This window comes from Streptomyces sp. NPDC126497 (genome assembly GCF_040302425.1).
Taxonomy (GTDB): domain Bacteria; phylum Actinomycetota; class Actinomycetes; order Streptomycetales; family Streptomycetaceae; genus Streptomyces.
On sequence record NZ_JBEORT010000106.1, the window covers coordinates 1 to 22101 of the forward strand.

Here is a 22101-nt window from a genome sequence, read left to right on the forward strand (position 1 = left end):
TCGACCGCGACCAGCCGATGCCGTCCCGCCGGGAGATCCTCCAGGATCTCCTCCGTCGTCAGCGTCAGCACCGCACCACTGTCCCGCAGCACGAACGCCACCCGCTCCGCCGGCTGACCGACATCCACCGGAAGATAGGCCGCCCCCGCCTTCCACGCCGCCAGCATCCCCACCAGCGTCTCCACACCCCGCGGCAGACACAGACCCACCACCGACTCCGCACCCACCCCCTGCGCCCGCAGATAATGCGCCAGCCGGTTCGCCCGCACCTCCAACTCCCCGAACGACACCGACACATCACCCTGCACCACCGCCGCCGCCTCCGGCGACCGCCCCACCTGCTCCTCGAACAGCCCCAGCACCGTGGACGCCACCACCGGCACCGCCGTGTCGTTCCACTCCACCAGCACCCGCCGACGCTCGGCCGGCAAGACGACATCCACCGCGCCCACTCGAGCCGGTGTGTCCTGCGTCAGCTCGGACAGGACGTGGATGAACCGCTCCGCCAGCCGCCCGGCCGTGGTCTCGTCGAACAGGTCCGCGGCGACGGTGACGGCGCCTCGGACCCCGGCAGGGTCGCCCTTCGCGTCGAACTCCTCCTCGACCATCACGTCGAGGTCGAACTTCGCGGAGGGCTTGCCCAGGAAGAGCGGCGTGGACCGGATTCCGGGCAGGGTCAGTGACGCTTCACCGGTCTCCTTCCCGGACGTGGCGTTCAGCTTGGTCAGGACGACCTGGAAGAGGGGGTGTCGGGCCAGCGACCGGGCCGGCGCCAGCTCCTCCACCAGCCGCTCGAACGGCACGTCCTGATGCCCGAACCCCGCCAGACTCCTCTCCCGCACCCGCTCCAGCACCTGCGCGAACGTCGGATCACCCGACAGATCCGTACGGATGACCAGCGTGTTGACGAAACAGCCCACCAGCTCGTCCAGCGCCTCGTCCGTACGCCCCGCGACCGCCGAACCGATCGGGATGTCCGTACCCGCACCCAGCCGCGACAACGTCACCGCCAGCGCCGCCTGCAGCACCATGAACACCGTCACACCACGCTCACGCGCCACCTCCACCATCCGCGCGTGCAACGCCGCCGGCGTCTCGAACACCGCCGTGTGCCCACGATGCGAAGCGGCCACCGGACGCGGACGGTCGAACGGAAGACCCAACTCCTCCGGAGCACCCGCCAGCGCCTCACGCCAGAACCCCACCTGCCGCGACATCAGGCTGTCCGGATCCTCCTCGGACCCCAGCAACTCCCGCTGCCACAACGCATAGTCCGCGTACTGCACCGGCAACGCGTCCCACCCGGGCTCCCGCCCCTCACGCCGCGCCGCGTACGCCACCGACACATCCCGCGCCAGCGGACCCATCGACCAACCGTCGCCCGCGATGTGGTGCACCACGAGGGCCAGCACGTGCTCCTCCGGGCCCACCCCGAACAGCCATGCGCGTACGGGCGTCTCGACGGACAGATCGAAGGCGTAGCCGGCGGCTCGGGCCATCGCTGCCGTCAGGTCGCCCGGGAGGATCTCACCGGACGGAAGGTCGGGCGACGGTTCGATCGTCGGCAGGTCGATCACCGGCTCGGTCAGTGACAGATCGCCGAGGTCGAGCAAGCGGCCGTCGTCTTGTGGCCGCTGCCCCTGCCGCACCTCGACCACGGTGAGGTCCCAGTCGAGTTCGTCGACGGGGACGATCCGCTGGTAGGGCTCCCCGTCGGCCACGGGGAACACCGTCCGCAGCACCTCGTGCCGTCCGATGACGTCCCTCAGCGCCTGGGCGAGGGCCTGCCGGTCCAGCTCCCCCGTGAGGCGTACGACGACCGGGCTGTTGTAGGTCTGGCTGGGGCCCTCCAGCTGGCCGATGAACCACAGCCGTCGCTGCCCGTACGACAGGGGCAGCCGCTCCGGCCTCCGCCTCTCGGCCAACGCCGCACGGGCCGTGCCCGCTCCGGCCAGCCCGGCGGCCACACCGGCCGGCGTCGGCGCGTCGAAGAGCGTCCTGATCTCCATCTCCACGCCGAGTACGGTGCGGATCCGGCTCACGAGGCGCGTGGCCAGCAGCGAGTGCCCGCCCAGCTCGAAGAAGTCGTCGTCGACCCCGACGCTCTCCAGGCCCAGCACCTCGGCGAACGCGCCGCACAGGATCTCCTCCCGGAGATCGGCCGGTCCCCGGCGCGACCGAGCGGCCGCTGCGGCGTAGTCGGGGGCCGGCAGGGCCGAGCGGTCGAGCTTGCCGTTGCCGGTCAGCGGCAGCGCCTCCAGGACCACCACCGCCGACGGCACCATGTGTTCCGGAAGCCGTTCACCGGCGTACGCGCGCAGCGAGGCGGCGAGAGCCGTGTGGTCGGCGTCCTCGTCGTCGGTGACGACATACGCGACCAGGCGCACCTCCCCGGGGACGTCCTCCCGGGCGACGACCGCCGTTCGAGTCGTCTGCGGGTGGGCGTCCAGCACCGCCTGGACCTCACCGGGCTCGACGCGGAAGCCGCGGACCTTGGTCTGTTCGTCGACGCGGCCGGCGAAGACGAGGTGGCCGCCGGGGGTCCAGCGGGCGCGGTCCCCCGTGCGGTACATCCGCTCACCGCTCGCGAACGGGCACGCCACGAAGCGTTCGGCGGTCAGCCCCGGCTGCCCCGTGTAGCCGCGCGCCAGCTGCGCGCCCGCGACGTACAGCTCCCCCACCACGCCCGGTGGGACCGGTTCCAGCGTGGCGTCCAGCACGTACAGCCGGGTGTTCGCCGTCGGGGTGCCCACCGGTATCACCCCGGAGGCCACCTGGTCCGGGGTCAGGCGGGTGGTGGCGACGCCGATCGTCGTCTCCGTGGGCCCGTAGTGGTTGAAGACGGCCCGGTCGCCGGCCGCGGCCAGGAGGTCGCCCACGAGGGCGGGCGAGGCCGCCTCACCGCCGAGGACCAGTGCCCGGGCGGGCAGTGCGCCGTCGGGACCGAGCGCGGCCACGTGCGAGGGGACCGCCTTCAGGAATTCGATCCGGTGCTCCGCCAGGTATGCCGCGACGGCGATCGGGTCGGTGACCGTCTCCGCGTCCAGGACGTGGAGCTCGCCTCCCGTGGTCAGGGACGCGAACACCACGGTGTTCCCCAGGTCCGTGGCCTGTGCCTGCAGTACCGCGTAGCGACCGCCCGGCGTGCCGAAGCCCACCCGGGCCGGCACCGAGGTCACGTAGTTGGCCAGCGCGCCGTGGGTGACGGCCACCCCCTTGGGGCGCCCGGTCGACCCCGACGTGTACATCACGTACGCGACCTGTTGCGCCCACAGGTCGACGTCCGGTGCCGTCCGGGGCGCGGAGGTGAGCTGTGCCGCCACCATGATGCCGTCCACCGCGACCAGGCGATGCCGTCCCGCCGGGAGTTCCTCCAGGATCTCCTCCGTGGTCAGCGTCAGCACGGCACGGCTGTCACCGAGCATGAACGCGATGCGTTCCGCGGGCTGGCCGGGGTCGATCGGCAGGTAGGCCGCGCCCGCCTTCCACACCGCCAGCATCCCGGTGATGGTCTCCACGCCCCGCGGCAGGCACAGGCCCACCACCGAGTCCGTCCCCACGCCCTGCGCCCGCAGGTAGTGCGCCAGCCGGTTCGCCCGTCCGTCCAGTTCCGCGAACGACACCGAACCGCCGGACGAGACGACGGCCGGGGCGTCCGGCGTCCGCGCCGCCTGCGCCGCGAACAGCCGGGGCACCGGCTCGCCCGCCGGCTCGGTCGCCGTGTCGTTCCACTGGGTCAGGACCTGCGCGCGTTCGGCCGGTGACACCACCCCGACCTGGCTCAGTCGCGTCCGGGGGTCCGTGACCAGTTCCTCGAGCGCCCGGACGAACCGGTCCGCGATCCGCTGGGCGGCGCCCTCGTCGAACAGGTCCGCCGCCGCGGTCAGCGCGCCCCGGATTCCCGCCGGTGCCCCCGTGGCGTCGAACGCCTCACCCACCATGACGTCCAGGTCGAACTTGGCCGCGGGCCGGGCGGTCGACATCATCTCCGCGCGCAGTCCGGGGAGTTCCATCAGCCCGTCGGCGATGTCGTTCATCGTGAGGACGACTTGGAAGAGGGGGTGGCGGGCGAGGGAACGCTGTGGGGCCAGCTCCTCCACCAGCCGCTCGAACGGCACGTCCTGATGCTCGAACGCTCCGAGGCCCGCCTCCCGGACCCGGTGCAGCACCTCGGTGAACGCCGGATCGCCGGACAGGTCGGTGCGCAGCACCAGGGTGTTGACGAAGCAGCCGACCAGGTCGTCGAGCGCCTCGTCCGTGCGCCCCGCCACCGCCGACCCGATGGGGATGTCGACGCCGGCCCCCAGGCGGGACAGCAGCACCGCCAGGGCGCCCTGCAGCACCATGAACGGTGTCACGCCCTCCGCGCGCGCCAGGTCCAGCAGCCGGGCGTGCACCTCGGCGGACACGCCGAAGGCGGCCGTGCGTCCGCGGTGACTCGCCACCGCCGGGCGCGGCCGGTCCACCGGCAGGCGCAGCTCCTCCGGCGCGCCCGCGAGCGCGTCGCGCCAGTACGCCACCTGGCGCGACAGCACGCTCCTCGGGTCGTCGTCCGAGCCGAGCAGCTCCCGTTGCCACAGGGCGTAGTCGGCGTACTGCACCGGCAGCGGGTCCCATCCGGGCGCCCGCCCCTCGCATCGCGCCGTGTAGGCCGTGGAGATGTCCCGGGCCAGCGGTCCCATGGACCAGCCGTCACCGGCGATGTGGTGCACCAGCACCACCAGCACGTGTTCGTCGGCGCGGTCGGTACGGAACAGCCAGGCCTTCACGGGGACTTCGGCCGACAGGTCGAAGACGTGGCCGGCGGCGCCCACGACGGCGCCCGCCAGCTCCGAGAGCGTCCCGTCGGCGGACGCGGCCCGTACCGGCAGGTCGGTCATCTCCGAGAGCTGCTCGTAGGCCCCGCCGGACTCCCGGACGGTGACCTCCTCGAGCTCCCAGTCGAGGTCCTCCATGCCGAGGACCGCCTGGTACGGCTCTCCGTCCTCGGACGGCAGGACGGTGCGGAGCGCCTCGTGCCGGTCCAGCACGTCACGCATGGCGGCCTTGAGGGCCGCGGAGTCCAGCCGGCCGGACAGCTTCAGCACGATCGGGGTGTTGTAGGTGGCGCTGGGGCCCTCCAGCCGGCTCAGGAACCACAGCCGGCGCTGCGCGAACGACAGCGGCACCCGCTCGGGACGTTCCCGTCGCGCGAGCACCACGCGTGCCTCGTCCGCGCCGGCCAGCCTGCCCGCCAGTCCCGCGACCGTCGGTGTCTCGAACACGGCCCGCATCGGCAGTTCGACGTTCAGCATGCTGCGGATACGGCTGACGAGCTGTGTCGCCAGCAGTGAGTGTCCGCCCAGGTCGAAGAAGTCGTCGTCGACGTCCACGCCCTCCAGGTCCAGGACCTCGGCGAACAGCGCGCACAGGGCCTCTTCGCGGGCATCGGCCGAGACCCGTCCCGGGTGGGCGTCCGTGGGCTGCTCCGGGGCCGGCGGCTTCCGCCCGTGCCGTTCCGCCTCGGCCGCGTCGTCCGGGAACTCCAGTTCGCCGCCGGTGGTCCAGCGCACCCGCAGGCCGGCCCGGTACATGCGTGACCCGTCCGCCGCGAACGGGTCCGCGACGAACCGCTCCGCCGTCGCCCCGGCCCGGCCCAGGACCTCGCGCGCCACCCCGGCGCCGGCCAGGTACAGCTCACCCGGTACGCCCGGTGCGACGGGGCGGAGCCCGGCGTCGAGCACGTAGACCCGGTTGTTCGCGACCGGCCGCCCGAGCCGGGCCGAGCCGTCCCGCGCGTCGCCGGTGCCCGTCGTGTGGACGCAGCAGGCCACCAGTGCTTCGGCGTCGGTTCCGCCGCCCCGCCACGCGGCCGGGGCGTCGACGCCGTCGCGCGCTTCGGCCCGGGTCCTCGCCGGCGGCAGCAGCGCGCTCAGCACGGTCCGGTCGACCGGTGCCGCCGCCCGCGGGGGCAGGCCCGTCCCGTTCTCCGTCGCGTACGCGTGCGCCGCCCACGCGACGTAGTTGGCCAGTGCGCCGTGGGTGATCCCCACGCACGTCGGCTGTCCCGTCGCGTCCGTCGTGTGGATCACCTGTGCGAGGGTCCGGCTCGGGACCCGCAGGTCCAACGGGCGGGTGTGCGGCCCGTCCAGCGGTTCCGCCAGTGACGGATCGTCCAGGGCGACCGCTCGTACCCGGCTCGACGGCAGGTCCGGGAGCCGGTGGCGGGGGTCGCCGGGGCCGGTGAGGACGAGTTCCGTCCCGGTGTCGGCGAGCAGTCGGGCGAGCCGCTCGGCGGGCTGGGCCGGGTCGACCGGCAGAGTGGCGCCGCCGGCCTTCCACACCGCCAGGGTCGCCACGATCGTGTCCGTGCCGCGTGACGTGCACAGCCCGACCACGGACTCCGGGCCCACCCCCTGCTCGGCCAGGTACCGCGCCAGCCGGTCGGCCCGCCCGTCCAGCTCGGCGAAGGAGCCGCCGGCGCCGTCGGTGCCGCCGACGGTAGCGTCCGGCGTGCGTGCCGCCCGCGCCTCCCACAGCCGCGCCGGCGACGGCTCCGTCACCGCCTCGGCCGCCGTGTCGTTCCACTCGACGAGTACGCGCGCCCGCTCCTGCTCCGACAGGACGTCGATCCGGCCGACGAGGTCGGTGTGGTCGGCGGCGGCGAGGCCCTGCAGGATCCGGCGGAAGCGGGGGCAGATCTGCTCTTCCGGCTCCAGGTCGCGTGCGCCGCGGTGCACGTCGACGTCCAGCTGGAGCCCGGTGCCGTCCAGCCGGTCGTAGACGTCGAAGCTCAGCGTGTCGATGGGGCCGTTGGCGAGGTTGCGGGTGGTCGCCGTGCAGTCGCCGAAGCCGAGCCGGTAGTCGAACGACATGACGTTGACGATCAGGTCGCAGAGCGGATCGCCGCCGAGGAGCTTCAGGTCGCGCAGCATGTCCTCGTAGCGGTAGCGCTGGTGCCGGGTCGCGGCACGCACCTGTGCCGTGATCTGCCGCAGGAGGTCCGCCACCGTGGTCGACTCGCCGACGGAGAGCCGGATGGGGAGGATGTTCGACGTCATGCCGGGGACCGCGAGGGCCCGGCGTCCGGAACGCCCGGCCACGGGGACCCCGACGACGACGTCCCGCGCGTCCGTCGTGCGGTGGTGGTAGAGGGCCGCGGCGGCGATCGCCAGGCCGGCCAGGCTGGTCCTCAGCCGCCGCGCGCCCCGTTTGAGGCCGGCGCCGACCTCGGCGTCGATCTCACCCCGGTGCCGGACCGGCGTCCGCGGGAGCTGCCGGGGCCGGTGCCCGTCGGACCGCCTCGCCTGCGGGACGTCCGACAGCGCGCCCGTCCAGTAGGCCCGGTCCTCCACCAGCGCCGGGGAGGACCGGTAGGCGCGGTCCTCGTCCAGGAGGACCGCGATCGGCTCCATGGTCCGGTCCTGCCGTGGATCGCGGCCTTCCACGAGGGCCGTGTAGTTGTACGCCAGTCGGTCGGCGAACAGCCGGCCGCTGTGCCCGTCCATCACGAGATGGTGGGCGCAGTGCATCCAGTAGTGACGGTCCGGGCCGACCTTGATCACGGCGTAGCGGGTGAGGGGCCCACCGAGGACGTCCATCGGCAGGCGCATCCGGCCCAGCATCCACGCCTCGGCGGCCGCCCGGGGATCGGGCTCCGCGGTGAGGTCCAGGATCTCGACGCAGTGGTCGTCCGCGTCACCGAGGTGCTGCCGCGGGACGCCGTCCACCAGCCGGAAGCGCAGCCGCGCCGTCTCGGCGTCGTCCATCGTGCGGCGCAGGGCCCGAGTGAGCAGGTCCACGTCGAGGTGGCCGCGTATCTCCACGTACTCGCCGACGTTGTAGACCGGGTTCTCGGGGTCGAGTTGCTGTGCGTACCAGACAGCGAGCTGACCGGCCGTCAGTTCCCGGTGTTCACCTACAGTTGCAGCCATCCCTGCACACCCCAACCGATCCGAATCATCGACTGGAGCAGCGAAGAGCAGCCGCCGTCGAGGCATGCTGAATTACCGTCCAGTCCTCAATGACAAAGCTGCGAGGGGATGCTGTTCAGCACCCCCCGGTACTGCGCTCGGAATTCCCGCCATGGGGCCGGGAATTCCGCGGAGTTCGACGTGCTCGTCCCTTCCGGCCGTCGGCGGGGCGAATCAGGACACGGACATTCGTCGGCGCGGCCACTCGCCCGGTGACCGGTAGCCGGCTGCCTGGCCACGGCGCGCCCCATCGTGGCAGCACCCCGCGAATACGGTCCAGGTCGGCGCCGCGCGTGTTCAACTGAGTCGACGCCTCACTTGAACGGCTGCCGGTCCCACGGGGGCGTGATCCCGCTGACACCGGAAGACGGGCCTGCGTACGGTAGGGCGGATGAGCCGTGCCCGATGGGACAGGGAGCGGGGGGCATTGAGCGCCGATCGCATATCGAAGACACAGTTCGGTTCCGTGCTGCGAAGCGCGCGAAAGCGCGCGGGTATGACACAGGGCCAGCTCGCCGAAATCTCGACGGTGAGCATCCGGGCCATTCGCGACCTCGAACTCGACCGTACCGGCAGCCCGCGCCTGCAGACCGTCCGGCTGCTGGCCGACGCCCTGCGGTTGAACGGGGCACGGCGCGCGGAACTGGAAGCCGCCGCCGGGCCGACGGCGGTGCGGTCGCTCCACGACGACCTGCCCGCGCCCCCGGCCCCCCTGTCCCCGCCCCTCGCCCGGGAGGAGGAGACGTCCTCGCTCGTCGGACTGCTGCGGTCCACCGGTCACCGGCTGGTCCGGGTGGTGGGCGCGCCCGGGGTCGGCAAGACGACGCTGGTCCAGAACGTCGCGAGCGAGCTGCACCGGACCCGGCTCGTTCCGGTGGTCTTCCTGGAGCGTCTCGAGGCGGTGCCCGGCGGCCCGCACGGTTCCGCGCGCCGGCTGCTGAGCCGCGTCGCGGACGTGGTCGGCTGTGACGCCACGGTGGACGAGGTGGCCGGCCACCTCGCTGCGGACGACGTCCTTCTCGTCGTCGACGACCGTGACCTCGACGACCGGGACCACCGGGACCTGCGCGGCCTTCTGCGGCTCTGCCGCGACCTGCGGGTGGTGGTGGAATCCTGCGACGTCGCGCCGGGGAGCGCCGGGGAGGTCACCTTCACGCTCTTCCCCCTCGCTGTCCCGGAATGGAACCCCCGCGCCTGCGACGCGGCACGCGCCGTCGACTCCCCCGTGACGCGGTACATGCTCTCGCGCTGCGCCCTGCTCTACCCGGCGGAGGTGTCGTCCCCGGAGACGGTGGCCGCGATCGCCGGTGTCTGCTGGCTCCTCGACGGGATACCGTCGGCGCTCGAGTCGGCCGCCTCCTGGCTGCTCATCTACGAGCCCGCGGAACTCCTGCGCATGGCGCAGGCGTCCCCGGCACGGCTGGTGACGTCTCCGTCCCGGACCGATGCCTCGCTCGTCGTCTGGATGCGCGACGTCCTCGCGTCGCTCCCGTCGCTCCAGCTCGACGCCCTGCGCAGGCTGGTCGACTCGCGGCCCTGGACGGTGAGCGACGCCGTCACGTTGTTCGCCGGTTCCGTCACGGACGCGGAGAGCGCCGTTCACGCGTTGCGCGCACGCGGTCTGGTACGCCGCGTCCCGTCCTCACGCGGGAACGGGCAACGGTTCGTGGTGCTCAACCTGGTGCGCCACCTCGTGCACTCCGAGTTCGGGACCTCCTCCCCTCCCTGCGGTGTGCCCGCCGCGTGGACCGGGCTCCGTGACGTCCAGCCGCTGACCTCGTGAGCGGAGCCGGCCGCCGGCGGGGATCGCCGAGGCCGTGCGCCGCCGTTCCGGGGGCCTGTCAGCCGTCCGCCGTCTTGAGGGCCGCCACCACCTGGCGGATGGTGGGGTGGCGGTAGAACTCGCGCAGGCGGAGGGTGGGCATCCCTTCGGCCCGCATCGCCGCGGAGCTCTTCACCGCGACCATGGAGTTCCCGCCGACCTCGAAGAAGTCGTCGTCGAGACCGACCGGGAAGCCCAGGAGCCGTGACCACAGCTCCTGCAGCCAGGCGGCCAGTTCGTCGTCGGCCGTCGGTGCGGCGTCCTCGGCGGACCCGGCGGGGATCCCGGGGGAGGGCAGGCGCGCCACGTCCACCTTGCCGCTCGTGGTCAAGGGCAGGGCGTCCACCTCCGTCACCGTGGCCGGAACCATGTAGTCGGGCAGGACGGCGGCGGCGTGTTCGCGGACGGCCCGCACGTCACCGCCGTCCAGCACCACGTAGGCGTCGAGGCGCAGGCCGGACGGGTCTCCCCCGCCCGTGGAACCCACGACGACCGCTGCGGCCCGGACGGCTCCGTTCTCCAGCAGCACCGTGCGGATCTCGTCCAGTTCGATCCGGAACCCCCGTATCTTCACCTGGTTGTCCAGGCGCCCCAGGTGTTCCAGCGCCCCGTCCGGCCGCAGCCGCCCCCGGTCGCCGCTGCGGTACATGCGGCCACCCTGGTACGGGTCGGGCAGGAACCGTTCGGCGGTCAGGTCCGGTTGGCCGACGTAGCCGTGGGCGACCCCGGCGCCGCCGACGCAGATCTCGCCCGCGGCACCGGGCGGCAGCAGCCGTCCCTCGGGGTCCAGCACGTAGACGTGCCATCCGGGCAGCGGTGCGCCCACCGAGCGCGTCGCGCCGAGCGCCAGGTCGCGCGTCACGGTCTGTGCGGTGACGTGCACGGTGGTCTCGGTGATGCCGAACATGTTCACCACCCGGCACCGGTCGTCGGGGTACGCGTCGAACCAGGGCAGCAGCATCCTGGCGTCCAGTGGTTCACCGCCCAGGATCACCAGCCGCACCGCAAGGCCCGCGTGGTCGACGGACAGCAGGTTGGCGAGGGCCGAGGGTGTCTGGCTGAGCACCGTGACCCCGTGGGCGGCCATCAGGTCGCGGAACCGGTCGGGTTCGCGCGAGGTGAGGTGGGGCACGACCACGAGGCGGCCGCCGGTCAGCAGACAGCCCCAGATCTCCCACACCGAGAAGTCGAAGGCGCTCGAGTGGAAGAACGTCCACACGTCCGCCGTCCCCAGCCCGAAGCCGGCGCGGGTCGCCTGCACGAGACTCAGCACGTTGCCGTGGGGCACGGCGACGCCCTTGGGCCGCCCGGTGGAACCGGACGTGTAGATCACGTAGGCGGTGTCGGCGTCCCGCGTGCCGCGCTGCCCGCCGGGCACGTCGGACACGTGGTCGTCCGCGAGCAGCTGGTCGGGGGTGGCCCGGCGGTGGCCGTCCTGATGCGGGAGGCCGGAACGCCGGGTGACCAGCAGGTGTGCCGCCGACGTCTCCATCATGTGGGCGACTCGTTCGGCCGGGTACGCGGGGTCGGCCGGGACGTAGGCGGCTCCGGCCTTGAGCACGCCGAGGAGCACGGCGACCAGTTCCGCCGACCGGTCCAGGCAGACGCCGACGCGGTCGCCGGGGCGGATCCCCCGCGCTCGTAGACCGGCCGCGAACATCTCCGCCAGGTCGTCGAGCTGCCCGTAGGTGAGCCGCACGTCGTCGTCGGACACCGCGACGGCACCGGGAGAGGAGGCCGCGACCCGGGCGAACGCCTCGTGCACGGTTTGTGCCGAGGCGGGCGGCGCGGGCAGGGAACTGCCCAGGCGCACGATGCGGTCGCGTTCCTCGTCGTCGAAGAGCTCGACGCCCGCGGCAGGAGTCTGCGGCGCCGTCGACGACTGTCCGTACACGTGGGCGACGTGCCGGGCCAGTTGCCGGCCGGTCGCAGGACCGGCATGGCTCAGCAGGTGGTCGCAGCGCAGCCACAGCCTGCGGTCCGCCCGGCGGACGAGGGAGAACGTCAGGGGGAACACCGGCTCGAGTGCGGGGAGGTAGGCCTCGCCCTCGCGCAGCGGTTCCCTGTCGCCGCACGGCAGCGTGCCCGCCACCACCGGGGCGTCCACGAACGGATGCGGCTGCCGGTACACCTCGTCGAGGGTGCCGTGCACCCGTACGGCCACGGCGCCCTCGTCGGATCCGAGGACGACCTCGTCGGTGTCGTCGTCCGCGTAGCGCCGGAGCGTCACGGCCAGAGCCGTGCGCAGTCTCGTGTCGTCGGCCGGCGCGTCGGGCGGCAGGACCGCCCAGGCCGTGGCGGACCGGTCGCCGTCGCCCCCGCCCTCGCCGAGCCCCCAGCCGGGAGGGGCGCCGTTCCTGGTCGTGGGCGTGTTTGCGGAGCCGCCGGCGATGCGCTCGAACTCCCGGATCACCGTCTCCCGGTTCCCGTCGGCCAGCTCGGAGACCAGGCGCCGCAGTCCGGCCGTGTCCAGCAGGGCGCGGGGGGCCACGACGACCAGGTCGGCCGATCCGTCCGGGTGGCGGAGCAGCATCGCGTGCGCGCCGTCTCCCGCTCCCGCCGCTTCCCCGCGCCACACGTCCGGGTCCTCGGGGTCGCCCGTCACCGCTGGCACGTCCACGACGCGGAGGTCCGGCATGTCGCCGACGCCGGTGAAAAGCTTCCTCAGGAGTTCCGCCTGCGCGGGATCACTCAGGCGGAGCCGGACGGCGTGCTTCTGTGCCCTCACCATGTGTGTGCTCCTCCGCGTCGCCGAATCACCCGAGTACGGTACGAGGCCCCGCGCACGGTGAACGGCAGTTCGGGCGGCGACTCGTCGGCAGCGCGTGCGCCGCCCCTTCCCCGAGGGCGGCCCGGCGCCCGGGGAAACTGCCTCAGGGATCGCCTCCCGTACTGCCGGTGCCGGAGCCGGCGGGACCCTAATCTCGGTGCGATGACAGCAGGTGGAGGAACTCCCACGGCTCCGGTCAGGAGAAAGCTCCCGAACGGGATGCACGTCTTCAGTCTCAACGGCAACGAGACGGATTACCTGTACGGCGAGATCTTCGACGACGAGTCCTACGTCCCACCGCAGGGCTGGCGCGTCCCCGAGAAACCGGTGATCCTCGACGTCGGCGCCAACATAGGACTGTTCACGCTCTTCGCGACGCAGAAGTGGCCCGACGCGCAGGTGTTCTCCTTCGAACCCGCGCCCGACGTCTTCGACGCCCTCCGGCGGAACACGGGCCACCTTCCCGGTGTGCGCGTCCACAATCTGGCCCTGGGCGACGAGGACCAGTCGCGTGAGCTGACCTACTACCCGAACTACACCATGATGTCGGGCTTCGACGCCGACCCGGCGGTCGACAAGGTGCTCGCCTCGGCGTTCGTCGCCAGCGCCGCCGACTCGCTCGACGAGGAGCTCCGGGAGGAGTTCATCCAGGAGGCGAAGGACCTGGTGGAGGACAGCCTCGGCGAACGGCGCCTGGTGCGCTGTGACGTGCAGCGCGTGGAGACGTTCGCCGGGCGGGCCGGCATCGACCGGGTCGACTTCCTCAAGGTCGACGTGGAGGGCTTTGAACTCCGGGTCCTGCAGGGCATCGGCGACCGTCTGTGGCCGGGGATCGCCAACGCCGCCGTCGAGGTCGCCGATCGGGGCGGGGCGCTCGACGCGGTGGTCTCGCTCCTGGAGAGCCAGGGCATGACCACCCTCGTCCGGCAGGCGGCGGAGTACCGCACCACCGATCTCCACACCGTCTTCGCATGGCGGGTAGCGTGAGATGACGGATGTCTTCCCGGCACCGGACCCGCGGGCCCTGCTGTCCGCCAAGCGGTGGGTCGTCCGTCCCCGGCGGACCGAGGATCCCGGCATCAGGGTCTTCTGCTTCCCGCACGCGGGCGCCGGAGCGGCCGCGTTCACCCCGTGGGCCAGGCGCCTGCCGTCCGAGGCCGAACTGTGCGCCGTGCGCTACCCGGGACGGGAGAACCGGATCGACGAGCGGCCCTTCGACGACCTCCACCAGCTGGTGGACGCGCTCGAACCCGTGGTCGCGCCGCTGACCGACCGGCCGTTCGTGTTCCTCGGGCACTGCTCCGGCAGCGTCGTCGCGCTGGAACTGGCCCACCGCCTCCGCGAGGCGCAGGGGAGGCTTCCTTCCGCGCTGTTCGTCTCCTCCATCGCGGGGCCCGTTCGGCATTCCTCGGAGTCGATCCACCTGCTGCCGCGGGAGGCGTTCTTCGAACGCGTCGCGCTCTACGGCGGGATCGACGCGTCCGTGCTCGACGACCCCGAGATCATGGACGTCTTCGAGCCGACGCTCCGCGCCGATTTCCGTATCGCGGAGGAGGGAGCCCCCCGGCGGGGGACGCCCCTGGACGTCCCGATCACCGCCGTGGGCGGCCGGCACGATCCCTTCGTGAGCTTCGAGAACCTGGCGGCCTGGCGCGAGGAGACGGGCACCGCGTTCTCCCTCCATCACATCGACGCCGGGCACTTCGTCCTGGACCAGACGATGGAGCGGATGGCGGACGCCCTGCCCGACCTCCTGCGGCAAGCCGGCCCGGCCGTGCCCCCGCCCCGCCCGGCGGGCTGAAAGGCCGCCCCGGCGGCACGGCGGCGTACACACGCCCGTGCCCCCGGCCCGACGTGGACGTCGGGCCGGGGGCACGGGCCTTTCGCATGCCTACTTCTTCTCCATGGCCTCGATCAGGCTCTTGGGGCGCATGTCGGTCCAGGACCTCTCGATGTAGTCGAGGCATTCCGTGCGGCCCGCCTCGCCGAACACCGTCTTCCAGCCGTCCGGCGCATCCACGAAGACCGGCCAAAGGGAGTGCTGTCCCTCCTCATTGACCAAGACATAGTAGTTGGCATCGGGGTCGTCGAATGGATTCGTCACCACGCCGTCCCTTCCGAGGTAGTCAAATCAGCCGGCCGGTCAGGGCCATCCCCCGATCAGCAACGGTTGGAGGCTAATCAACCAGCGGCAGCACCACACCCGTTGTTCAACTGAGCCGCCGCACCAGTTGAACAACTCGTCCCTTGCCACCTGCGACTTCACAGCGTCGACCGCCCTCGGAAGGTGCTGCGGAAATTCCGCTCCGGGGATACGTGAAGCCCTTTCCCGATCACGGTTGTGCCCGGATTCGGGGATTGGTACCGTCGCCGGACGATTCACATCACCTCATGCCACGGAACTGCCGTGCCGATCGCGCACGCACTTCGGGAGGCGGCTGTATGAGCGCGTCACGCCTCGAGATGGGCGCCCGGAGGTATTCCGAACTCCGGGCCGCGGCCGTGATCTCCGGACTGGGGACATGCCTTCCGTCGAGAGCGGTCCACAACACCTCACTGGCGGAAGGCCTGGACACCAGTGACGAATGGATCCGCACCCGTACCGGAATCGAGTCCCGCCGTTGGGCCGATCCGGAGCTGTCGGTGCTGGACCTGGCCTGCGAGGCCGCCGGAAACGCCCTGCGGTCGGCGGGGACCGACACCGTCGGCGGCCTCGTCTTCGCCACGACGACACCGGAGCGCCCCTGTCCCTCCGCGGCCCCCGAGATCGCGTCCCGCACGGGACTGGGACACGTCCCCGCATTCGACGTCTCGGCCGTCTGCAGCGGGTTCCTGTACGCGCTGACGACGGCCGGCGCTCTGATCACGGCCGGGACCGTGGACAGCGTCCTGGTCGTGGCGGCGGAGACGTACTCACGCATCGTCGACCCGGCGGACCGGTCCACGGCCGTCCTCTTCGGGGACGGGGCCGGGGCGGTCGTGCTGCGTTCCGGGGCGACCGGCGAACCCGGAGCGCTCCTCGCCCACGACCTGGGCAGCGACGGCACGGGCGCGGACCTGATCCGGATCCCCGGCGCCCGTGAACAGGACACCGGACAGCGCTGGTTCACCATGTCCGGGCGGAAGGTGTACCTGCAGGCCGTCGATCGCATGGCGGAGTCGGCCCGCCGAGTCATGAAGGACTGCGGCTGGAGCCCCGGAACACTCGGCATGCTGGTACCGCACCAGGCGAACGCACGCATCGTCGAGGCCCTGGCCGGCCGGCTCGGTCTCCCGCCGGAACGCGTGCTCAGCGCACTCGCGCACACCGGCAACACCGCGGCCGCCTCCATCCCGCTGGCCCTGGCCGGCGCGGTGGCGGACCGCCGGCTGGAACCCGGGGCCCGCACCGTGCTGACCGCCTTCGGCGGCGGCCTCAGCTGGGCCTCGACGGGACTGATCTGGCCACAGCTGACCGCCGTCACCTCAGAGGTCTGAAAGAAGGAGCCACCTGTGTTCACCGACTACCTCACCACCCTCCTCGGCACCGTCTACAAGGTCCCCGGAGCCATCGACCCCGACAAGTCGTTCACGGAACTGGAAGTGGACTCGCTGTCCCTGGCGGAGCTCGGCGCGCAGCTGGAGGAGGAACTCGGCGTGACGGTCGACGAGGAGGAGCTGACCGGTTCCACCACCGTGACCGAGCTGGCCGGACTCCTGCACTCCCGCGGGGCGGTCGTACCGGCATGAACGGACGAGGACGACAGCACCCGGATGTGGTGATCACGGGCCTCGGGGTGGTGTCACCCGCCGGTACGGACACGGCGACGGCGTGGAAGGCGGTCTGCGACGGGCTGCCCACGGCGGCTCCGGACGCCCGGCTCGACGGCATGCCCGTGGACTTCAGCTGTGCGGTGCCGGCGTTCGACGCGAGCGCGGTGCTGGGGGCCGACGCGCGCCGGATGGACCCCTTCACGCAGTACGCCGTCGCAGCGGCCCGCGAAGCAGTGGCGGACGCGGCGGCGGACGGCGGGCACTGGGACCCGGCCAGGGTCGGGGTGCTGATCGGCACCGCCGTCAGCGGCCTGGAGACCTGGCTGGAACAGTCGGCGCGGCTGCGGAACACGGGGCCGCGCGCGGTCAATCCGCTGACCGTCCCGAAGGCCATCGGGAACATGGCCGCGGCCACGGTGGCCCTGGACCTCGGCCTGCACGGACCCGCGCTCGCCGTGGCCACCGCCTGTGCGTCCGGCACCACGGCGCTGGGCTTCGCCCTCGACCTGCTGCGCGCCGGCCGCTGCGACGCCGTCCTGGCCGGTGGCGCCGACGCCGCCGTCACCCCTCTCCTGTCCGGCGCCTTCGACCGGCTCAAGGCGCTGTCCCGGCGCCGCGACGAGCCGTCGTCGGCTTCCCGGCCGTTCGACCGGCACCGTGACGGCTTCGTACTGGCGGAAGGGGCCGCGGTGCTCGTGCTGGAGCGCGCGACGGACGCGCGGGCCCGTGGCCGGCGCCCGTACGCGACGCTCCTGGGGTACGGCGAGTCCACGGACGCACATCACCTCACCTCGCCCGATCCGGACGGAAGGGGTGCGCGGCTCGCCATGCGGAGCGCGCTGGCGGACGCCGGGGCGGCCGCCTCGGACGTGGCACTGGTCAACGCACACGCGACGGGCACGCCGCTGGGCGACGCCGTCGAGGCGCGCCTCGTCCACGGCTTCTTCGGCCCGCACACGGCGGTCACCTCCACGAAGGGGGTGACGGGGCACATGCTGGGAGCCGGCGGCGCCGCCGAGGCGGTGTTCACGGCGTTGTCCGTCCAGCAGGGTGTCGTCCCGCCCACGGCCAACTTCGACGAGCCGGGGGCCGACATCGACGACATCGACGTCGTTCACGGCGGTCCGAGGTCCGCCCCGGTCCCCGTGGCGGTGAGCAGTTCGTTCGGCTTCGGCGGGCACAACGCCGTCGTCGTCCTCGGGCGCGCCTGAGCACGGCGCACGAGGCCCGGGGGCGTTCGCCGCGCACGGGACCGCGTCAGGGCCCGTCGGGAGTCCCGCGCCGGTTCCCCGCGCGGGTCCTCACTCGGCGTTCTCGTCGAGTTCCTGTGCGACTTCCAGCCAGGTCTCGGCGTACTGGCGGGCGAGGTCGACGACGAGGTCTCCGCAGTGCGACGGCACCGCGGCGGCCAGCTTGGACCAGCCCCGCTCCTCGATGGCGTTGCGCTGAAGGACACGGAACAGGCGCCGGTCCTCCTCCCTGTGCCGCAGCGAAGGATCGCTGAGCAGCCTGTCGAGCAGGGCGGCGGGGTCGGGGACCGGCAGCCGGCCGCCGCGCGGCGGCTGCCGCGGCTCCTGCGGCGTGGCGGGCTCCGGCGGGGTCGGTTCCGGGGCGTCGGGTTCGGGGCGCTCGTCGCGGGGCGGGGCCGGCCGGGGCGCCTGCTCCGGGACCGGCGGCTCGCCGGCCAGCAGCCGTCTGCGGACGTCGCTCACCGTCGCGGGCGAGACGCCGGCGAGCCTCGCGATCTCGCGCAGCGACGCCTGCGGACACTCGGCGATCAGTCCGGCGGCCCGCTCCCGGCCCTCGGCGCTGTTGAGGGGGCGCACCTTGCCGTCCCTGCCGATGCGTGCGCTCAACTGGGCGTTCCCGCCCCCCGAGGTGCGCCGTATGGCGGCGACCGTCTTGGCCCCCAGACCCGCGACCCGGGCGATCGCCCGGTCCGACATCGCGGGGTGCGAGGCGATGATGCGCTCGGCCGCGGCCCGGCGGTCCTCCTTCGACAGCGGGAGGCCATGGGTCACGTTCGCCTCGACGGCCCGCAGGAACGCCTCCTCGGCGGTGCCGTCGAAGAACTCGACGAGGATGGTCGCCTCGCCCTTGCGGAAGGCCGCCGCCAACCGGTGCATCCCGTCGATCACGCGCATGCTGCGCCGGTCCACCAGGATGGGAGGGAGCGGGGTCTCCACCGCCGCCAGCCGGGCCACGTGCTCCGCGGCCTGGCCTTCGAGGCGCGGGGAGTCCGCGGGAAGGAGCACGGCGACCGGGACGGACGTGACCCCGCGCACGGCCGGCGCGGGAGCCGCGGCGTGCCATGCCGAGTCGTTTCTTCTTCCGGAGGGTTCTGGATACCTTGAGTCGACAGCGCTACCCTTCATCTCCCGCTCCCCCACTGACGAAACGTCTTGCTCTTGACGACTTCCGGCAGAAAATCTGCGACCGCCGGGCAATGGGGGAATTGCGGAATCAATGCTGCCGAACTCGCGACCAGTACACCGATAGCGGTTTCATCGACTCACCGCCACTCCTCCCGAACGCCCGAAACCGCATTCGAACTTACATCCAGCGTGCGGTTCGGGCAACTGGCCAAGACCAATGTGCCGACGTCACGAGGGGGCGTTCAAGTGCGGCGCGGCGGCGGTTGAACGCCCTGTTCGGCCGTCTTTCCAGGTCCCGGACGAGCCTCCGGCGGCGGGGTCGCGGGGAGCGTCCCGCGGGTGCGCTCGCCTCCACGGGCGTCCCTGTCCTATCTTCAGCGGCATGACGCTGATCCGGGCAAGGGGCCCGGTGGCAAGGGGTTGGTGGGCATGGTTACCGGTCGTGTGGTGCGGTTCGACAGTGTGCGGGGTTTTGGTTTCATCGCTCCCGATCACGGAGGGGACGACGTCTTCCTGCATGTGAACGATCTTCTGATCCCCGAGCACTACCTCCGCTCGGGCCTCTCGGTCCAGTTCGAGGTGGAGGAGGGTGACCGCGGGCTCAAGGCCTCGGCGGTCCGGCTGGTGGAAGGGGCCGAGGTCAAGCCTCCGGCCTTCCACACGCCCGCCACCGCGGCCGCGGCCCTGGCGTCGGAGCCGGCCAGGCAGACGGACGGTGACGACTCCCTGTGCGACGTGCTCGCCGCGAACGAGTACCTGCACGAGGTGACCGAGGTGCTCCTGTCGGCCGCTCCGTCGCTGACGGGGGAGCAGATCGTGCAGATCCGGGCGGGATTGCTCCAGTCCGCCAAGAACCACGGCTGGACCGAGGGCTGACCGGCGTGAGGGGGAGCTCCGGCTCCCCCCTCACGCTCCGCCCCTCGGGGCTCCGGCTCCCCCCTCGTGCCGGTGAGCCGGTGGCGGCCCGCGTCACACATCGCTCTCCGCCCGCACCGTCGACCTGCTGCCGGCCTTCCCGGCTCCTCGCGTGCGTGACGGCATGGTGCGGTGACGCCCGAAGCACCGCGGCCCCTTCCTCCGAGCCCGGCGCCCCGTCCGGGGCGTGGGTCGAACCATCGCAACCGTCCGGATGAACGGTCCGTCCGGTATTGATGGGGGGCGGCCGTGCAATGCATCGTGGATGCCACGGTTTTCTTCATGGAATGCTGCGACGGCGACTCGGCACACCGCAGAATTCCGGTCCTGGTCGCCGGATGTTGACCCTATGTCTTCTCTCCACCCGATGCGTCGGTGCGAGAAGAACAGAGAGCGAGGCAGTTTCCGTGACCGTGCTAAACCGCCCGTCCATGGGCCCGATACGGCTGCGGCCGGGCGACGAGTCGATCCAGCGCCAGCAAGTCAGACCGGGAACGGTACGACGGATCCTTCCGTACGCCCGGCCGTACCGCTGGCAGGTCGCGCTGCTGCTGACGGTGACCGCCGTCGATGCCTGTATCGCGGCCGCCAGTCCGCTGATCCTCAAGTACATCATCGATCACGGCATCCTGCCCGGGCACCTCGACGTCGTCGTGTGGCTCAGCCTGACACTGGCGGGACTGGCCCTGGTGAGCGCCGGGGTCGTCTACGTCCAGAGCCGGTGCTCGGGCCGGGTGGGTGAGGGGGTCGTCTACGAACTGCGCACGCAGGTGTTCGCGCATGTGCAGCAGCAGCCGCTGGCGTTCTTCACCCGCACCCAGACCGGCAAGCTGATCAGCAGGCTCAACACGGACGTCGCCGGCGCCCGGCAAGCCGTGACCACCCTGCTCGTCCAGGCCGTCTCCACGGTTCTGACCCTGGTCCTGGTCCTCGGCGCGATGTTCTACCTCTCCTGGCAGATCACCGTGGCGGCTCTGGTGATGATTCCGCTGTTCCTGATCCCCGCGCGTCTGCTGACGCGTCGCATGCAGCGCATCACCAGATCGCTGATGGAGCAGGACGCGGAGATGAGCTCGATGATGACCGAGCGCTTCAACGTCTCGGGCGCCATGCTGGCCAAACTGTACGGGCGTCCCCGGGACGAGGAGGAGCTGTTCGCCGACAAGGCGGCCCAAGTCCGCGACCTCGCCGTCAAACTGGTCGTCTGGGGTCGGCTGCTGCCCATCATCGTCACCGTCCTCACGACGTTCACCACGGCCCTGGTCTACGGCCTGGGCGGCGCCCTCACCATCGACGGGACCATCGAGTTCGGCACCCTCGTGGCGATGGTGGCCCTGCTGATGCGGCTGTACGGCCCGGTCAACGAACTGTCGACCATGCAGGCGACCGCCACGGTCGCCCTGGTCAGCTTCGACCGGGTCTTCGAGGTTCTCGACCTCAAGCCGCTGATCACCGAGCGCCCCGACGCCAAGGCGTTGCGTCCCGAAGCCGGCGCCGAGGGCGGCGGGGGACCGGCCGCGGACGCCCCGGACATCGAGTTCGACGCGGTTTCCTTCCGGTACCCCAGCGCCGACGAGGTGTCGATGGCGTCGCTGGAGGCGGCCGCGAGCCGCAAGCACGAACGGTCCGACGCGGTCCCCCAGGAAATCCTCCACGAACTGAGCTTCCGCGCCCCGGCCGGAAAACTCACCGCGCTGGTCGGCCCCTCGGGAGCCGGCAAGACGACCATCACCCAGCTGGTGCCCCGTATGTACGATCCGAACTCGGGCACCGTCCGCATCGGCGGTCACGACATCCGCGAACTGACCCTCGCCTCACTGCGCGAGAACGTCGGTGTCGTCACCCAGGAGTCCCACCTCTTCCACGACACCCTCCGCGCCAACCTGGCCTACGCCCGTCCCGGGGCCGACGAGTCGGAGCTGATCGAGGCGTGCAAGGCGGCACTGATGTGGGACACCATCAGTGCGCTCCCGGAGGGCCTCGACACCGTCGTCGGCGACCGCGGCTACCGGCTCTCCGGCGGCGAGAAGCAGCGGATAGCGCTGGCCCGGCTGCTGCTCAAGGCTCCGCCGATCGTCGTGCTCGACGAGGCGACCGCCCATCTGGACTCCGAGTCCGAGGCGGCGATCCAGCAGGCGCTCAAGACCGCCCTCGCCGGACGCACCTCGCTGGTGATCGCCCATCGGCTGTCCACCATCCGCGAGGCCGACCAGATCCTGGTCGTCGAGGACGGACGGATCCGTGAGAGCGGAACCCACGAGGAACTGCTGGCGGCGGCCGGACTCTACGCCGATCTGTACCACACGCAGTTCTCCCACCAGGCGACCGACCACAAGCACGTCGGCCGCCGGCCGTCGCCGTCCGCGGTGATCGCGGGAAGCGCGCAACCGGGCTCCTGACCGGCCCCGTCCCGTCGAACGTCGAGGGGGGGGGGGCCCGGGGGGGGGCCCCCACCCCGGGTTGGGTGGCCCCCCCCCGCCCCCCCCCCGCCGGGGGGGGGGGGCGCCCCGCCCC

The 22101-nt window shown here is 72.2% G+C and carries 12 protein-coding genes; 8 read left to right on the top strand and 4 right to left on the bottom strand.

The window, feature by feature from the left end; all coding sequences use genetic code 11:
• The coding region (locus tag ABTY20_RS29875; protein WP_352000257.1) for a non-ribosomal peptide synthetase at window positions 1-7913 on the bottom strand (7913 nt) is incomplete at its 3' end.
• A gap of 430 nt (window positions 7914-8343) precedes the next feature.
• On the opposite strand from ABTY20_RS29875, the gene ABTY20_RS29880 reads away from it, so the two are divergent.
• A complete protein-coding gene (locus ABTY20_RS29880) occupies window positions 8344-9735 on the top strand; it encodes a helix-turn-helix domain-containing protein (protein WP_352000258.1) in 1392 nt (463 codons plus the stop codon).
• A gap of 58 nt (window positions 9736-9793) precedes the next feature.
• Here the strand turns inward: ABTY20_RS29880 and ABTY20_RS29885 are convergent, their stop codons facing one another.
• A complete protein-coding gene (locus ABTY20_RS29885; protein WP_352000259.1) occupies window positions 9794-12505 on the bottom strand; it encodes a non-ribosomal peptide synthetase in 2712 nt (903 codons plus the stop codon).
• A 258-nt stretch (window positions 12506-12763) separates the two neighbouring features.
• Here ABTY20_RS29885 and ABTY20_RS29890 point away from each other — a divergent pair, with 258 nt between their 5' ends.
• Window positions 12764-13531, top strand: a complete 768-nt coding sequence (locus tag ABTY20_RS29890) for an FkbM family methyltransferase (RefSeq protein ID WP_352000260.1) — start codon at window positions 12764-12766, stop codon at window positions 13529-13531.
• A gap of 1 nt (window position 13532) precedes the next feature.
• Window positions 13533-14345, top strand: coding sequence for a thioesterase II family protein (locus ABTY20_RS29895; RefSeq protein ID WP_352000261.1), 813 nt, complete (start codon window positions 13533-13535; stop codon window positions 14343-14345).
• Between the two features lie 90 nt (window positions 14346-14435).
• On the opposite strand, the gene ABTY20_RS29900 is transcribed toward ABTY20_RS29895, so the two are convergent.
• Window positions 14436-14648 (bottom strand): MbtH family protein, encoded by a 213-nt coding sequence (locus tag ABTY20_RS29900; protein WP_352000262.1) that lies wholly within the window; start codon window positions 14646-14648, stop codon window positions 14436-14438.
• Between the two features lie 338 nt (window positions 14649-14986).
• Between ABTY20_RS29900 and ABTY20_RS29905 the strand changes: the two genes are divergently transcribed.
• The 3 genes from ABTY20_RS29905 to ABTY20_RS29915 are packed head-to-tail and all read left to right on the top strand — an operon-like array spanning window position 14987 to window position 17508.
• Complete coding sequence (locus ABTY20_RS29905) at window positions 14987-16021, top strand: beta-ketoacyl-ACP synthase III (RefSeq protein ID WP_352000263.1); 1035 nt, start codon at window positions 14987-14989, stop codon at window positions 16019-16021.
• 15 nt (window positions 16022-16036) lie between these two features.
• On the top strand, window positions 16037-16273 hold the full coding sequence (locus tag ABTY20_RS29910; RefSeq protein ID WP_352000264.1) for an acyl carrier protein: 237 nt from the start codon (window positions 16037-16039) through the stop codon (window positions 16271-16273).
• Window positions 16270-17508, top strand: coding sequence for a beta-ketoacyl-[acyl-carrier-protein] synthase family protein (locus tag ABTY20_RS29915; RefSeq protein WP_352000265.1), 1239 nt, complete (start codon window positions 16270-16272; stop codon window positions 17506-17508). Before ABTY20_RS29910 ends, ABTY20_RS29915 begins: the two co-directional genes overlap by 4 nt.
• Before the next feature lie 90 nt (window positions 17509-17598).
• Here the strand turns inward: ABTY20_RS29915 and ABTY20_RS29920 are convergent, their stop codons facing one another.
• Window positions 17599-18582: a transcriptional regulator gene (locus ABTY20_RS29920; protein ID WP_352000266.1), complete on the bottom strand. Its 984-nt coding sequence runs from the start codon at window positions 18580-18582 to the stop codon at window positions 17599-17601.
• Between the two features lie 519 nt (window positions 18583-19101).
• Here ABTY20_RS29920 and ABTY20_RS29925 point away from each other — a divergent pair.
• Together ABTY20_RS29925 and ABTY20_RS29930 are read left to right on the top strand one after the other, a co-directional pair.
• Window positions 19102-19548: a cold-shock protein gene (locus tag ABTY20_RS29925; protein WP_352000267.1), complete on the top strand. Its 447-nt coding sequence runs from the start codon at window positions 19102-19104 to the stop codon at window positions 19546-19548.
• Between the two features lie 446 nt (window positions 19549-19994).
• Window positions 19995-21986 (top strand): ABC transporter ATP-binding protein, encoded by a 1992-nt coding sequence (locus ABTY20_RS29930; RefSeq protein ID WP_352000268.1) that lies wholly within the window; start codon window positions 19995-19997, stop codon window positions 21984-21986.
• The last annotated feature ends 115 nt before the right edge of the window (window positions 21987-22101 follow it).

Bases quoted from the DNA above. Each gene is read 5' to 3' on its own strand.
- ABTY20_RS29880 (WP_352000258.1), top strand. From the start codon at position 8,344: ATGAGCCGTGCCCGATGGGACAGGGAGCGGGGGGCATTGAGCGCCGAT.
- ABTY20_RS29885 (WP_352000259.1), bottom strand. From the start codon at position 12,505: ATGGTGAGGGCACAGAAGCACGCCGTCCGGCTCCGCCTGAGTGATCCC.
- ABTY20_RS29890 (WP_352000260.1), top strand. From the start codon at position 12,764: ATGCACGTCTTCAGTCTCAACGGCAACGAGACGGATTACCTGTACGGC.
- ABTY20_RS29895 (WP_352000261.1), top strand. From the start codon at position 13,533: ATGACGGATGTCTTCCCGGCACCGGACCCGCGGGCCCTGCTGTCCGCC.
- ABTY20_RS29905 (WP_352000263.1), top strand. From the start codon at position 14,987: ATGAGCGCGTCACGCCTCGAGATGGGCGCCCGGAGGTATTCCGAACTC.
- ABTY20_RS29915 (WP_352000265.1), top strand. From the start codon at position 16,270: ATGAACGGACGAGGACGACAGCACCCGGATGTGGTGATCACGGGCCTC.
- ABTY20_RS29925 (WP_352000267.1), top strand. From the start codon at position 19,102: ATGGTTACCGGTCGTGTGGTGCGGTTCGACAGTGTGCGGGGTTTTGGT.